11 protein-coding genes are annotated in these 13,162 nt (G+C 68.8%); 6 read left to right on the top strand and 5 right to left on the bottom strand.

The features are described 5' to 3' along the window. Positions 1-160 precede the first annotated feature (160 nt). Complete coding sequence (locus IF06_RS0100125) at positions 161-1,321, top strand: nucleotide disphospho-sugar-binding domain-containing protein (RefSeq protein WP_232236574.1); 1,161 nt, start codon at positions 161-163, stop codon at positions 1,319-1,321. A gap of 168 nt (positions 1,322-1,489) precedes the next feature. On the opposite strand, the gene IF06_RS0100115 is transcribed toward IF06_RS0100125, so the two are convergent. Together IF06_RS0100115 and IF06_RS0100110 are read right to left on the bottom strand one after the other, a co-directional pair. After that, positions 1,490-2,926, bottom strand: coding sequence for an NDP-hexose 2,3-dehydratase family protein (locus IF06_RS0100115; RefSeq protein WP_030268091.1), 1,437 nt, complete (start codon positions 2,924-2,926; stop codon positions 1,490-1,492). A gap of 127 nt (positions 2,927-3,053) precedes the next feature. Then, entirely contained in the window at positions 3,054-4,163 is a 1,110-nt protein-coding gene (locus tag IF06_RS0100110; protein WP_030268089.1) for a DegT/DnrJ/EryC1/StrS family aminotransferase, read from the bottom strand. Between the two features lie 178 nt (positions 4,164-4,341). On the opposite strand from IF06_RS0100110, the gene IF06_RS0100105 reads away from it, so the two are divergent. Further along, positions 4,342-5,052: a class I SAM-dependent methyltransferase gene (locus IF06_RS0100105; RefSeq protein WP_013476227.1), complete on the top strand. Its 711-nt coding sequence runs from the start codon at positions 4,342-4,344 to the stop codon at positions 5,050-5,052. Positions 5,053-5,067: 15 nt separating this feature from the next. Here the strand turns inward: IF06_RS0100105 and IF06_RS0100100 are convergent, their stop codons facing one another. From IF06_RS0100100 to IF06_RS0100090, 3 genes are all read right to left on the bottom strand, one after another. Next, positions 5,068-6,054, bottom strand: a complete 987-nt coding sequence (locus IF06_RS0100100) for a Gfo/Idh/MocA family protein (RefSeq protein WP_030268087.1) — start codon at positions 6,052-6,054, stop codon at positions 5,068-5,070. An 84-nt stretch (positions 6,055-6,138) separates the two neighbouring features. Further along, positions 6,139-8,064 (bottom strand): AfsR/SARP family transcriptional regulator, encoded by a 1,926-nt coding sequence (locus IF06_RS0100095; protein ID WP_232236597.1) that lies wholly within the window; start codon positions 8,062-8,064, stop codon positions 6,139-6,141. A gap of 289 nt (positions 8,065-8,353) precedes the next feature. After that, on the bottom strand, positions 8,354-9,124 hold the full coding sequence (locus IF06_RS0100090; protein ID WP_013476225.1) for a response regulator: 771 nt from the start codon (positions 9,122-9,124) through the stop codon (positions 8,354-8,356). Positions 9,125-9,322: 198 nt separating this feature from the next. Between IF06_RS0100090 and IF06_RS0100085 the strand changes: the two genes are divergently transcribed. The 4 genes from IF06_RS0100085 (at position 9,323) to IF06_RS0100070 (ending at position 13,160) form a co-directional block, all read left to right on the top strand. Then, complete coding sequence (locus tag IF06_RS0100085; protein ID WP_013287140.1) at positions 9,323-10,309, top strand: daunorubicin resistance protein DrrA family ABC transporter ATP-binding protein; 987 nt, start codon at positions 9,323-9,325, stop codon at positions 10,307-10,309. After that, positions 10,306-11,130 carry an ABC transporter permease gene (locus IF06_RS0100080; RefSeq protein WP_013287141.1) on the top strand — a complete coding sequence of 275 codons (825 nt, stop codon included), beginning with the start codon at positions 10,306-10,308 and terminating at the stop codon, positions 11,128-11,130. Before IF06_RS0100085 ends, IF06_RS0100080 begins: the two co-directional genes overlap by 4 nt. A 108-nt stretch (positions 11,131-11,238) precedes the next feature. Beyond that, positions 11,239-11,562: an antibiotic biosynthesis monooxygenase family protein gene (locus IF06_RS0100075; protein ID WP_013287142.1), complete on the top strand. Its 324-nt coding sequence runs from the start codon at positions 11,239-11,241 to the stop codon at positions 11,560-11,562. Then, positions 11,559-13,160: an FAD-binding oxidoreductase gene (locus IF06_RS0100070; protein WP_030268080.1), complete on the top strand. Its 1,602-nt coding sequence runs from the start codon at positions 11,559-11,561 to the stop codon at positions 13,158-13,160. The genes IF06_RS0100075 and IF06_RS0100070 overlap by 4 nt, the downstream gene beginning before the upstream one ends. Positions 13,161-13,162: the final 2 nt, after the last annotated feature.

The raw sequence follows: 13,162 nt of genomic DNA, 5'->3' as shown, positions 1-13,162 counted from the left end.
CTCTGCCCGGCTCCGGTCGGCGACGCATCGACGCCCGCTCGAGCACCTTTCGACCGGATGTGGCCAGGATGGCGACGCGCAGGCCGTGCGCATCCGTATCGAGGGAGCTGCGGTGAAGGTCCTGTTCACGGTGTCGTCCTGGCCCACCCACTACGCTGTGATGGTGCCGATCGGCTGGGCACTGCAGGCCGGCGGGCACGAGGTGCGCGTTTTGTGCACCCCGTCGCAGGTAGCGCCGCTGTGCGCAGCGGGGCTGATTCCGGTGCCGATTCTGGACAGTCCGTCGGACGAGATCCGGCTCCGCCTGCAGTACTTCATGGAGGCGGTCGACGGGGTATGGCCGTACCCGTGGCCGCCGTTGCATCCGATCACCGGCGCGCAGCTGGACGGCTTGGACGACTTCGATCTGCCCGGGTTTCGCGAGCGTCAGCTCCCGGAGGTCGCCGCCCGGGCCGCGGCCAGCTTCGACGCCGCGGTCGAGTACACGACGGCGTTCCGGCCGGACTTCGTGCTGCACGACCCGGCGAGCCTGGAGGGCCTGCTCGCCGGCCTCGTCACCGGCGTCAAGACGGCCATGGTGCTGTGGGGTCCGGTCGGTCCGGCCGAACCAGAGCACATGCGGATCGTGCCGGATGACATCAGCGGCTCCTTCGCCCGCTACGGTCTCGGCCCGTTCGACGCCGGCATGATCAAGACGGTCGTCGACCCGTGCCCGTCATCGGTCGAACCGCCGCTGGCGGCCGAGCGGCTGCCGGTGCGCTACGTCCCCTACAACGGCACCGCCCCGGCTCCGACGTGGCTGCTCGAACCCATCGACCGTCCGCGGGTCTGCCTGTCCTGGTCGACGGCGTTGCGCTCGATGTCGGGTCCCCGCTCGTTCGTGCTGCCCGAGGCAGTGCGTGCGCTCGAAGGCCTGGACGCCGAGGTGGTGCTCACCGCGACCGCGCAGGACGTGGCCGAGCTCGGCCCGGTGCCGCCGACGGTGCGGGTACTCGAGCGGCTTCCGTTACGGCTGCTGCTGCCGACGTGCTCAGCGGTTGTCCACCACGGAGGCGGCGGCAGCACCCTGACCTCGCTCTGGGCGGGCGTGCCACAGGTGCTGCTGACGTTCGCCTCCGAACAGGCCGCGTCGGCGACCCGGGTGGCCGCAGCCGGCGCCGCCGTTCAGCTGCCGGGTCACCTCGTCGACGCCGCCGCGATCCGCCGTGCCATCGACGAACTGCTCGCCGACGGGTCGTACAGGCGGTCGGCCGTGCGGCTGCGCGGAGAGATGGAGCAGCGGCCGACGCCCGCGGATCTCGTAGACCTGATCGTCGTCTGACTCTCTGCTTCCTCCTCCGTGACAGCTCTCCGGCTCCCTGACGGCGATCATCGAAGCTGCACGTGTCGAGCGGACCGGGTGGCGGCACGAGGACGCGGCTGCGGCTGCGGCTGCCGCTCAACGACGCCGACGACCGCCCCGCCTGACCACCGGGCGGCCGGCGGGTGCTCAGGTGATCAGGCTGTGCAGGCAGGCGAGCATGCTGCGTGCCTGGACACTCAGGTAGTGGCTGTGTCGCAGCAGCGCCACAAGCTGGTGCACGGCGATCCAGCGGAACGCCCGATGCTCCAGCTCGGCGCCGCGACTGGTCTCGACGATCATGTACCGGTTGAGCGCGTGGAAGAATCGACCGCCCTCCTCGGACAGCACGGTGTCGAAGTGGATCTGGTCGGCAGGCGCGTTGAGAAAGTCTGGGAGGAACCGCGGCCGGTCGCCGGGTGGCAGCATCTCGTGGTTGCCGGGGATGCACTGCACGGTGGGACCGAGTTCGACGACGTCGAGATAGCCGGGCTCGACTCTGGCCTGCACGAGGACGTGCAGCACGCCGCCGATGTCCTGCACCAGGAGTCCGATCAGCCCGGTGCCGACCGGCTCGATCATCGGCTGCGTCCAGTGGGCGACCTCACGCCCGCCCGCCGAGACGCCGACTCCGATGACCGAGAAGAACCGGCCGCTCTCGTGGACGATCGCGTCCTCGGTCCGATGCCAGCCGGTCACTTCGTTCAGCGGGATCCGCCGGGTCTCGACGTCGAGCCCGCAGCGCATCTCGGTGATCCAGCTGAGGACCTCGCCCGTGGTGTGCAGACTGCCGGCGGTCTCGTCGCAGGCACGGATCAGCGACTCGCGGATCGCGCCGCCGCCGGGCAGCACCCTGTGCACACCGGCGCCAGCGAACGGCAGGCATGACAGCACGGTGCGAGCGTCCATGTTCACCAGATCGTCTGCGCTGAGCAAGGCATGGATCTGGCCGAGCGTGAGCCAGCGGAACCCGTCCAGCACCTCGACGTCCCCGGTCACCTCGACGACCATGTTCCGGTTGCGCTTGCGGTAGAACCAGGACCCCTGCTCGGACTGGCGTACATCGCCGATCACCCGGTGCATACCGGGGTGGCGGAAGTAGTCCAGGTACGGCACGGCGCGACCGTTGTGTACCCGCGTGTAGTTGCTTCGGGTCGCCTGTACGGTCGGCGACAACTGCAGGCCGTTGCCGTTGCCCGGTTCCACCTTCGCCTGCATCAGGAAATGCAGTACCCCGTCGAACTCCTTGGCGATGATGCCGAGAATTCCGATCTCCGGCTGGTGGATGATCGGCTGGCGCCAGTGGGCGACCGGCCCGCCGGGAACCGCCACGTCGATGCCCTGCACCACGAAGAACTTGCTCAGGTCGTGGCGGATGTCGCCGGTCGCCGGGTCGGTGTGCCAGCTCTTCAGCGCCGACAACGGAATCCGGCGTACGTCGGTGTACGCGCGCCGGGCGAATTCGTCAAACCAGCCCCGGACGTCCGCGACGCCGGCGCCGTCGCGGACGAGAGCCGAGCGGGCTAGGCGCAGGTGGATCGGCTCACGATCGACCCGTAACGTCGTGGCAGGGGGCAGGACAGGCATGCGGCAGTCCTCCGTCGTCGTTACCAAGTGCGAAGTCTCGACGGTCGCGCACCCGTCACGGGTAACCGTCGACGATGGCTGGATCCGCGCTCTACTGGCGCGCGAGCAGGCTCGCGCACCGGCCCGGTCACAGCTTGGCCAGAACCGTTTGGAGCGCATCGATGATCCGGTCCTGCTTCGCCGGCTCCAGCGCGGGATACATCGGCAGCGAGAAGATCTCCCCCGCCAGCTTCTCCGTGATCGGCAGGGCGCCCTCGGCATAGCCCAGGTGCGCGAAGCCGGTCATCGTGTGCACCGGCCAGGGATAGCTGATGTTGAGGTTGATGTCGTACTCGCGCAGAGCGGCGATGATCTCGTCCCGCCGGGGATGGCGCACCACGTAGACGTAGTAGACGTGCTCGTTGTGGGGTGCGACCACCGGCAGCGCGAGGTCCGTCCCGGCCAGCGCGGCGGCATACCGGTCGGCCACCGCCCGCCGAGCCGCGATGTAGCTGTCCAGCCGGCGCAGCTTGCGGCGCAGGATCTCCGCGTGGACCTCGTCGAGGCGGCTGTTGTGACCGGGCGTCTCGACGACGTAGTAGCGCTCCTCCATGCCGTAGTACCGCAGCCTGCGCAGCCGCCGGGCCGTCTCGTCGTCGTCGGTGACGACCGCTCCCCCGTCGCCGTATGTGCCGAGCACCTTGGTGGGGTAGAACGAGAACGCGCTGGCGTCACCGGTCGTTCCGGCCAGCCGGCCGCGGTGGCGCGCGCCGTGCGCCTGCGCGCAGTCCTCCAGCAGGATCAGATCGTGGGCGTCGGCGAGTGCGCGCAGTTCGGTCAGGTCGACGCACTGTCCGTACAGGTGAACCGGCAGGATGCAGGTGGTCCGCGGGCCGACCACGCTGCTCACCGCTGAGTTGTCCATCAGGTACGTGTCACTGTCGACGTCGACGAAGACCGGCACCGCGCCGACCGAGTCGATCGCGACGATCGTCGGCGCTGCAGTGTTCGACACCGTGATCACCTCGTCGCCCGGGCGGACCCCGGCCGCCTGCAGCGCGAGCTTGATCGCGTTCGTGCCGTTGTCGACGCCGACGCAGTGGGCCATCCCGTGCCAGGCCGCATACTCCGCCTCGAACGCCTTTACGCTCTGGCCCAGCACCAGTTGACCGGACCGGAACACGGTGTCGACCGCGTCGAGGATGTCGTCCCGCTCGGTCTCGTACTCGCCGAGGTAGTCCCATACGTTGTCGCTCATCGATGCGCCGGCCCCTCATCCGTTCGCTGCGCCAGGCTAGGTCGGCACGACGTTCGCAGCACGCGCTCGGGAACCGCTGCAACGCGGCTCGATACACCTTGGTGAGCCGTTCAGCACGTCGCGAGCGGGCTCTGCCAGGGTTCTTGGCCGACACCCTCCCCTTTTCGCAGGAGCGCCGATGTACAGCGCCGATCTGGCCGACGTGTACGAGCAGATCTATCAGAGCCGGGGCAAGGACTGGGGCGCCGAAGCCGTCCTCGTCGACGAGGTCGTGCGCCGGCACCGCCCGGCGGCGCGCACGCTGCTCGACGTCGCCTGCGGAACCGGGGCCCATCTCGAAGCGCTGTCCCGCCGATTCGCGCACGTCGAGGGCCTCGAACTGGCCGAACCGATGCGGGAGCGGGCCAGGCTGCGGCTGCCCGGCGTCCACATCCGGGCCGGCGACATGCGCGACTTCGACCTGCACACCACCTTCGACGCGATCACGTGCATGTTCTGCTCGATCGCGTACGTGGACACGGTCGAGGAGATGCGCGCCGCCATCGGTTGCATGGCGCGGCACCTGGCGCCCGGAGGGGTCCTGGTCGTCGAGCCCTGGTGGTTCCCTGAACAGTTCATCGAGGGCTACGTGGCGGGTGACCTGGCCCGTGGTGAGGACCTCACGATCGCCCGGATCTCCCACTCGACACTCGACGGCCGGGCCACCCGGATGGAGGTCCGGTTCCTGGTCGCCGACGAGTCGGGTATCCGCGAGTTCGTGGAGATCGACCGCCTGACGCTGTTCACGCGTGAGGAGTACGAATCAGCTTTCCGCGATGCCGGATGCTCGATCGAGTTCCTCCCCGGCCCGCCGACCGGGCGCGGCCTGTTCGTCGGTATCCGACAGTGAGGGCGTGCGGCACCGTCATCCGGCCGCACGCAGCATTCTCGCCGGAGAACCAGTCACGCGTGCCACGTCGCGGACCGCCTCGACCAGTTGGGCCTGCCGCAGGGTGGCCCGCTCCTCGATCGGCCCGTCGACACCGGAGCGAACCGCCTGGACGAACGCCCGCACCGCGTTGCGTACCTGCGGGTCGGCTGGCATCGCCAACTCGGTGGCCTGATCCTGGCGTTCGACCCGGACCGGCGGTTTCAGCTGGTCCGGCGGCGTGAACGCCCGGTCGACGGCGATCCGGCCGGTGCTGCCCCACAGCGCGTACTCGCACCGGTAGGAGTGGTCGAAGCCGAACGCCAGCTGTACCGCCACGCCGTCCGGCGCGGCCAGCAGGGCGGATCCGGCCACGTCGACGCCGGTGGTCTCGTCGTACCGCAGGGTGGCGGCGAGCACCTCGAGCTCCGGCAGGAACAGCTGCGCCGCCCGCAGCGGGTACACCCCCACGTCGAGCAGTGCGCCGCCGCCGAGGGCCGGCTGGTAGCGGAACCCGGCCGGATCGAGTGGCGGCACACCGAACGAGCTGGAGAACACCTGCAGCCGGCCGATGGCGTTGGCGGCGACCATGGCCCGGACTGCGTCGTGCTGCGAGTGGTGCAGGAACATGAAGTTCTCGGCGAGGACACGTCCGCGTTCGCGGGCGACGGCCATCAGTTCGACCGTCTCCACGTGCGTGGTGCACAACGGCTTCTCGGCGAGCACGTGTTTGCCGGCCTGCAGCGCCTCCGCCACCCACTCGTAGTGCAGCCGCGGCGGCAGCGGGATGTACACCGCCTCGACGTCGTCGCGCTTGAGCAGATCGCGGTAGCCGGTCACCGCCGCGCAGCCGAACCGGCCGGCGACCTGTTCGGCCTTGGACCGGCTCCGGCTGGCCACCGCGACGACCTCGACACCGTCGAGCCCTGCGATCGTGGGCATCAACCGCCGGATGGCGATGTCGGCGCACCCGAGCACGCCCATCCGAAGCACAGAACCGGATCCAGACAACGGGCACCTCTCAGCGCGGGCGTACGTGCGAACCAAGGCGACCCTGGCGGGCACGCCTCATCGGCTGCTCGACACCCGCTCGATCGGGTTCGGCGGCAACTTACGCATCGTCGACAGCACCGAGTCGAGCCGTTCCCGGGCGTACAGGTGCGCCACCCTCGGGAACGAGTAGTGCAGCTGGTCTCGGGCGCCGGGTACGACACTCACCTTCAGCAGGTGGTTGTCGGCGAACCGCTCCAGGAGCCGCTCCGCCGGCAGGACCTCCCAGCCGAGCAGGTCGGCTACGGCCTCAGCGGTGAACTCCCCGTGCGGCAGCATGCTCAGCAGCCGGAAGGTGCTCTGCTCCACCCGGTTGAGCAGGTCGTAGCTCGCGTCGTATGCCGATCGCACATCCAGCTCGCCGAGGCACAGCTCGTCGAGTACCTCGCGCGATCTCTGCAGATGCTCGGCCATGCCGCTGAGCGAGCGGGCCGGTACCGCGGCGAGCCGCGCGCCGATGCACCGCAACGCGAGCGGCAGCCGGCCCACCATGTCGACGAGGGTGCGGGCGGCCCGCTGTTCGCGGTCGACACGGTCCCGGCCGATGATGCGGGCGAGCAGCTCCAGACTCTCGGCGTGGTCGAACACGTCGAGATCGATGTTCCAGAGGCCGCCCAGCCCGTACAGGCGGCGACGTCCGGTGACGACGACCGCGCACCGCGGGTCGCTCGGCAGCAGTAGCCGCACCTGGTCGACGGAGGCGGCGTCGTCGAGGAGCACCAGGAGCCGCCGTCCCGCCGTCGCCGACCGGTACGTCTTGCACCGCTCGGTGAGGTCGTCGGGGATGTGCTCCTCCGCCAGACCCAGCGTCCGCAGAAAGCCGTGCAACACCTCGGCCGGGTCCAGGGCCCGGCCTGAGGATCCGTTGAGGTCGGCGTACAGCTGGCCCCCGGGGTACGAGCGCCGCAGCCGGTGCGCCAGGTGCGTCGCGAGGGCGGTCTTGCCGACACCGGGCATGCCGGTGATGAACCCGATGCGGGTCGCGGTCCGCGACCCGACGTCCGCGTCCATCGCGAGGTGTGCGCCGAGTTCGGCGAGTACGCCGGCCCGTCCGGTGAAGTCGGCGATGTCGGTCGGCAGCTGGGCGGGCCGCGGCAGCTGACTCGCCGGGGCGGTGGGCACGGGCCGGGGCTGTTCGGACACCGTCCGGCGACCCGGAGCCGGCTCGGCGGGCGTCTGCCCGCCGGCGACGATCCGCTCACGTGCCGGCGGCCCGGGCTGGCTCGGTACCATCGGGGCGTCGGACAGCAGCGAATGGTGCAGCGCGCCGAGGGCGTGGCCCGGTTCGAGCCCAAGGTCCTCGATCATTCTGCCGCGCAGGGTCCGGAAGACTTCGAGGGCCTCCTGACGGCGGCCGGAGCGGTGCAGTGCCAGCATGAGCGAAGCGTGCAGCTGCTCGTCGAGCGGGCGGGTGAGGACGAGGGCTTTCAGTTCACTGACCAGCTCGTTGTGCCGGCCGAGGGTGAGATCGGCCTGAATGCGCAAATCGAGGATGCGGGCCCGGAGTTCTTCGAGGCGGGTCACGTACGAGGTGAGCAACGCGCCGGGCACCACGTCGACCAACGCGGCCCCGCGCCACAGGGCGAGGGCACGGCGCAGCGTCGTCGCGGCCCGCTCGGCGTCATCGGCCTCCAGTAGCGCGCGTCCCTCGGCGGCGTCGGTCTCGAACCGGTACAGGTCGACCGCCTCGTCCGGGACGTTGAGCAGGTAGCCACCCGGCTTGGTGGACAGGATCGGCTCCGACCCGCACCCGACCAGGGCCCGGCGCAGCTTGTACACGTAGGTCTGCAGGGTCGTCATCGCGCTTGCCGGAGGGTCCTGCTCCCACAGCTCGTCGATGAGCTCGCCGGTCTGCACGAGGGCGTTTCGACGCAGCAGGAGAAGCGAAATGACCTGGCGCGGCTTGGGTGCGGTAGGAACGACCTCCCGTCCGTTGGCGTACATTTCCAGAGGCCCGAGCACTCGAAAGTCCATTGAGTCCCCCAAACTCGACGTTCGGTGTAGACGAGGTCGAGCGTAAACGACCTTTACACCGCAGGCCAAAGACTCGGCACCGCAGTGCACAAAGGAAGCAGAGAGTGGTATCGAAAGTAGTAGAGCGTCGATATGGGCATTTCAGAGGTGGCGTTGGCGACGAGTTGGGCGCCCAATTTGTTGCATGCATGTAAACATATCTTGCAGCCATCTTGGGAATGCTGGACAGCCGAGAGATTGACCGGCCTTAAGGCCCCTGTCAATTCTTGGTGCGACTACGAAAGGGCCGCACCGCCCCTGCGACGAGGCCCGGCCGGGAGGAATTGCGGGCGCCCGGAGGTTGAATGATCGAGGCGGCCACCGCCTTGTTGACGGCATCGATTCGCGAGACCGCGCTGAGCTTGGCGAAGATGTTGCGCAGGTGCCGCTTCACGGTTGTCTCCGCGAGAGACAGACGGGTCGCGATCTGTGCGTTGCTGAGGCCCTCGGCGGTAGCAGCGAGCACTTCGAGTTCGCGCGGCGACAGCACTTCGTCGCGCCGGCCGTAGACATGGTCGAGGCTGCTGCGTGAGACTCCGAGCACGACCCGGGCCCGATCGCGCGAGACGGCTCGGACCGCGCTCACCAGGTCGTGCCGCGCCACGCTCTTGTGCAGATAGCCCCGCACGCCGACCTCGAGCAGATCGCGCACCAGCTCCGGGCCATCGAGCATGCTCAGGATGATGACGGCCGTGTCGGGTGACCCCTCCCTGATCCGGCGCACCGTGCCGACGGGGTCGCCACCCGGGATCTCGATGTCCAGCACGACGACATCGGGCCGGACCGCCGTCGAGACGGTCACTGCGGTGACGCTGTCACCGGCCTCGGCGACGACCGACAGATCCTGCTCGGTCTCGAGGATCTGGCGCACTCCATGCCGGATGAGTTCGTGGCCATCCACGATCATCAATGTCGTCGGGCGGACGTGACCAACAGGCGACCCCATCGCCGGTGACGTCGAGTCGGGCTCCGATCGTGAATCGATCTTCATCAACACCTCAGCGAGTCGGTGAGCACCCGCCAGCCCCCGCCGGAAACATGCCCCTGTGAGTGAAAAGAGTACGTCGATGCCTTACGAAAGAGTACCAGCGAAGCCCATTCTGCCAAGAGATCGAATCTCAATGGAACATCAGTGTTCCATTACTGGAGTTTCGTGTGCTAGATTCAGGGCGCCGAGAGGAGGCGCAGCATGCCGACCAGACCTGCGCTCATCGCCCGTGACCTGTGCAAGAAGCTAGGCAAGACGAAGGCGTTGGACGGCTTCGACCTCACGGTCATGGAGGGCACGGTGTGTGGCCTTCTCGGCCCGAACGGCGCGGGCAAGACCACCGCGGTGCGCATCCTGACAACCCTGCTTCTGCCCGACAGCGGCAGCGCGACCGTCGCCGGGTTCGACGTGGTACGCGAGCCCGCCCGGGTGCGCTTCCAGATCGGACTCACCGGGCAGCAGCCGACCGTCGACGAGATGCTGACAGGCCGCGAGAACCTGCGCATGTGGGGCCGCCTGTACCATCTTCCGGCCCGGGCGGCGCGGATCCGCGCCGACGAGCTGCTGGAACAGTTCAGGCTCACCGACGCAGCCGACAAGCAGGTTCGGCACTACTCCGGCGGCATGCGCCGCCGGCTCGATCTTGCCATCGCGTTCATCCTCGCCCCACGGTTGCTCTTTCTCGACGAGCCGACCACCGGCCTCGACCCTCGGAGCCGCAACGAGGTCTGGAACGCCGTGCGCATGTTGACCCACGGCGGTACCACCGTTCTGCTGACGACGCAGTACCTCGACGAGGCCGACCAGCTCGCCGATCAGATCGCCGTGATGGCCCACGGCCGCGTGATCGCCGACGACACCCCGGAGCAGCTCAAGTCCACCCTCGGCGGCGACCAGCTCGACATCGTCGTGCGCGACGCCGCTGAGCTGGCCGCGGCTACCGCCCTGGTGGAACGCGTCACCACGCAGAGTGCGCACAGCGAGCCAGACACCCGCCGCATCAATGCTCCGGTCAAAGACCGGGTCGGCACGCTCGTCGAGGTGACGCGCCGGCTCGCTGAGGCCGGCATCGACGTCGCTGACATCGCGCTGCGCAGGCCGACCCTCGACGAGGTGTTCCTGCGGCTGACCGCAGACCCGGCGCAGGAGGGCATACCCATCGATCAGACCAAGGAGCCGGTCGGATGAACCCGACGGTCGTATCGTCGCCGGACCGCCTCACCGGACACCTGCGCTGGACGTTGACCGAGAGCTTCGTCATGTGGCATCGCAACCTGATCAGCTGGGTTCGCGTGCCGATTCAGATGGCATACAGCCTGTTCTGGCCGGTTGAGATGGTCGTGCTGTTCGGCTTCGTGTTCGGCGGCGCGATGGCCGTCGACGGGGTCGACAACTACCGCGAATACCTCATGCCGGGCCTGTTCGGCCAGACCATGCTCTTCGGCATCGTCACCACCCTGATGACGGTCGCCAACGACAGCTCCAAGGGGGTGACCGACCGCCTCCGCTCGATGCCGATCTCGCGTTCGTCGGTCGTGCTCGGGCACTGCTTCACCGGAATGTTCCACTCCTTCCTCGAACTGGTCAGCCTGATCCTGTGCGGCCTGGCCATCGGCTGGCGCTGGCACAACGGCTGGGAGAGCGCCGTTCTGGCGGTGCTGCTACTGCTGTTGCTGCGATACTCGCTGATCTGGGTGGGCATCTACATCGGACTCCGGCTCTCCCCGGAGGCCGCCGGGTCGTCGTTCGTGGTGCTGTTTCCGGTCTCGCTGCTGGCCAACACGTTCGTGTCGCCGGAGCAGATGCCGACGTGGCTACGGGTCATGTCCGAATGGAACCCACTCTCGGCGACCATCGGCGCCAGCGCCGAACTGTTCGGCAATCCCGGGCGCACCGGTGGTTCCTGGGCCGCGGACCACGCCACCCTTCTGGCCATCGTCTGGCCGCTGGTGATCACCGCGGTCTTCCTCCCGCTGGCCGTGCGTCGGTGGCGCAACCTGAGCCGGTGACGCGCCGGCCGACCAGCGATCGTCGATCCCCGCGCGAGGCGTCCCTGCCAGCCTGACCGGCGCCGGGCCCGGTAGGCCCGACGCCGCACCGCAGCGAAGGGCGATCAGGTGGCAGGTAACGAACCAACCGGACCGGTAGCACCGGTCACATTCATCAACCGCTTCACGGTGCACGCGTCCGCGGAGGAGTTCGAACGGACGTTCGCCGCGACCACCGCGTTCATGGCCGCGCAGGACGGCTACCTCGGCAACACGTTGCTGCGACACACCACCGACGAGCAGAGCTACGTCAACATCGCGGTGTGGCGCGACGCCGAACGATTCCACAACGCGCTGGCACAACCCGGATTCACCCCGCACGCCCGCGCCCTGCGAGCCCTGAGCAGCAGCGAACCGAACCTGTACCGGGAAGTCGCCGGAGAGCAGCGATGACCCCGTTGACCCGCCGCCGGTTGCTCGGCGGATCGATCGTCGCGGGCGGCTCCGCACTCGTCGGCGGTATCGGCGCGCCCGGCGGCGCCGCAGCCGCCGGCTGCGCACCCGAGTTCGGCGCGGTGAGCGTCGGGCGCGACGACCCGCGCTACCAGGAGCTCACGATCCGGGGCGCGAACCGCCGCTTCACCGGCACACCCGACTCGGTACGGCTGGTGAATACCCCCGCCCAGGTCGTCGAGGCGGTCCGGGACGCCCGGCGCACCGGAGCCCGGCTCGCGGTGCGCAGCGGCGGGCACTGCTTCGAGGACTTCGTCGACAGCCCCGAGGTTCGCCTGGTCATCGACGTCTCCGAGATGCGCGGCATCTCCTACGACCCGGTGCACCGGGCCATCTCCGTGCAGTCGGGAGCAACGCTGGGCCAGCTGTACCGGACGCTGTACCTCGCGTGGGGTGTCACTCTGCCGGCCGGCGTCTGCCCCAGTGTCGGAATCGGCGGGCACCTCGCCGGCGGTGGCTACGGCACGCTGGCGCTACGGCACGGGCTCGCGGCCGACCATCTCTACGGCGTCGAGGTCGTCGTCGTCGATGCGTCAGGACGGGTGCGCACGGTCGTCGCGACCCGGGCACCGAACGACCCGAACCGCGACCTCTGGTGGGCGCACACCGGCGGCGGCGGCGGGAACTTCGGCGTCGTCACCCGCTACCTGCTGCGCTCCCCCGGCGCTACGGGCGCCAGCGCAGCCGCCCTGCTGCCCCGGCCGCCCGCCACGCTGCTGCACGCCGCGGTCAACTGGAACTGGAGCGACATCAACGAGCAGATCTTCCTCCGCCTCGTCCACAACTTCTGCCGGTGGCACGAGGAGCACGGCGGCGACGGGACGACCGACACCGGAATCGACGCGGGAATCTTCCTCTACCATAAGATCAACGGTCAGATCCAGCTCGGGGTGAACGTCGACGGCACCCGCCCGGATGCCGACGCGCTGCTCACCGGATACCTGGCCGCGCTGTCCGACGGACTCGGCATCACCAACACCGAGGAACGGTCGGTGACTCCGTGGCTGAAGGCCACCCTGTCGATGCCGCCTGCCGGCGACTACTCGTTCAAGGCCAAGGACGCGTTCCTGCGTACGGGCTGGACCGGCGAACAACTGTCCACCCTGTACCGCTATCTGTCCGAGGGCAGCTACGAGTTCTACGGCAGCAATGCCTTCATCGGGTACTTCGGCGGGAAGGTGAACACCGTCGATGCAGCGTCCACGGCGATGCCGCACCGCGACGCGCGCTTCGCCTCGGTGATCCAGTCGGTGTGGTTCACGCCTGAGCAGGAGACCAAGCTCCTCACCTGGGCCCGCGAGTGCTACCGCGATGTGTACGCCTCCACCGGCGGCGTACCGGTGCCGGGTGAGGCCTACAGCGGTACCTACATCAACTACCCGGACGTCGACATCGCCGATCCCGCGTGGAACCGGTCAGGGGTGCCCTGGCATGCGTTCTACTACCGCGACAACTATCCACGGCTGCAGCGGGTCAAGCGGACATACGACCCGCTCGACGTGTTCCACCACGGGCTATCCGTTCGGGCCTGGGAGTAGAC

Origin of the sequence: Micromonospora globosa (assembly GCF_000717585.1) — a bacterium.
Taxonomy (GTDB): Bacteria; Actinomycetota; Actinomycetes; order Mycobacteriales; family Micromonosporaceae; genus Micromonospora; species Micromonospora aurantiaca.
This window is presented reverse-complemented; position numbering and strand designations above follow the sequence as displayed.

What these genes read in the sequence shown, in the direction of transcription:
- IF06_RS0100125 (WP_232236574.1), top strand. Translation starts at nt 161, where the DNA reads ATGGTGCCGATCGGCTGGGCACTGCAGGCCGGCGGGCACGAGGTGCGC.
- IF06_RS0100115 (WP_030268091.1), bottom strand. Translation starts at nt 2,926, where the DNA reads ATGCCTGTCCTGCCCCCTGCCACGACGTTACGGGTCGATCGTGAGCCG.
- IF06_RS0100110 (WP_030268089.1), bottom strand. Translation starts at nt 4,163, where the DNA reads ATGAGCGACAACGTATGGGACTACCTCGGCGAGTACGAGACCGAGCGG.
- IF06_RS0100105 (WP_013476227.1), top strand. Translation starts at nt 4,342, where the DNA reads ATGTACAGCGCCGATCTGGCCGACGTGTACGAGCAGATCTATCAGAGC.
- IF06_RS0100100 (WP_030268087.1), bottom strand. Translation starts at nt 6,054, where the DNA reads ATGGGCGTGCTCGGGTGCGCCGACATCGCCATCCGGCGGTTGATGCCC.
- IF06_RS0100095 (WP_232236597.1), bottom strand. Translation starts at nt 8,064, where the DNA reads ATGTACGCCAACGGACGGGAGGTCGTTCCTACCGCACCCAAGCCGCGC.
- IF06_RS0100090 (WP_013476225.1), bottom strand. Translation starts at nt 9,124, where the DNA reads ATGAAGATCGATTCACGATCGGAGCCCGACTCGACGTCACCGGCGATG.
- IF06_RS0100085 (WP_013287140.1), top strand. Translation starts at nt 9,323, where the DNA reads ATGCCGACCAGACCTGCGCTCATCGCCCGTGACCTGTGCAAGAAGCTA.
- IF06_RS0100080 (WP_013287141.1), top strand. Translation starts at nt 10,306, where the DNA reads ATGAACCCGACGGTCGTATCGTCGCCGGACCGCCTCACCGGACACCTG.
- IF06_RS0100070 (WP_030268080.1), top strand. Translation starts at nt 11,559, where the DNA reads ATGACCCCGTTGACCCGCCGCCGGTTGCTCGGCGGATCGATCGTCGCG.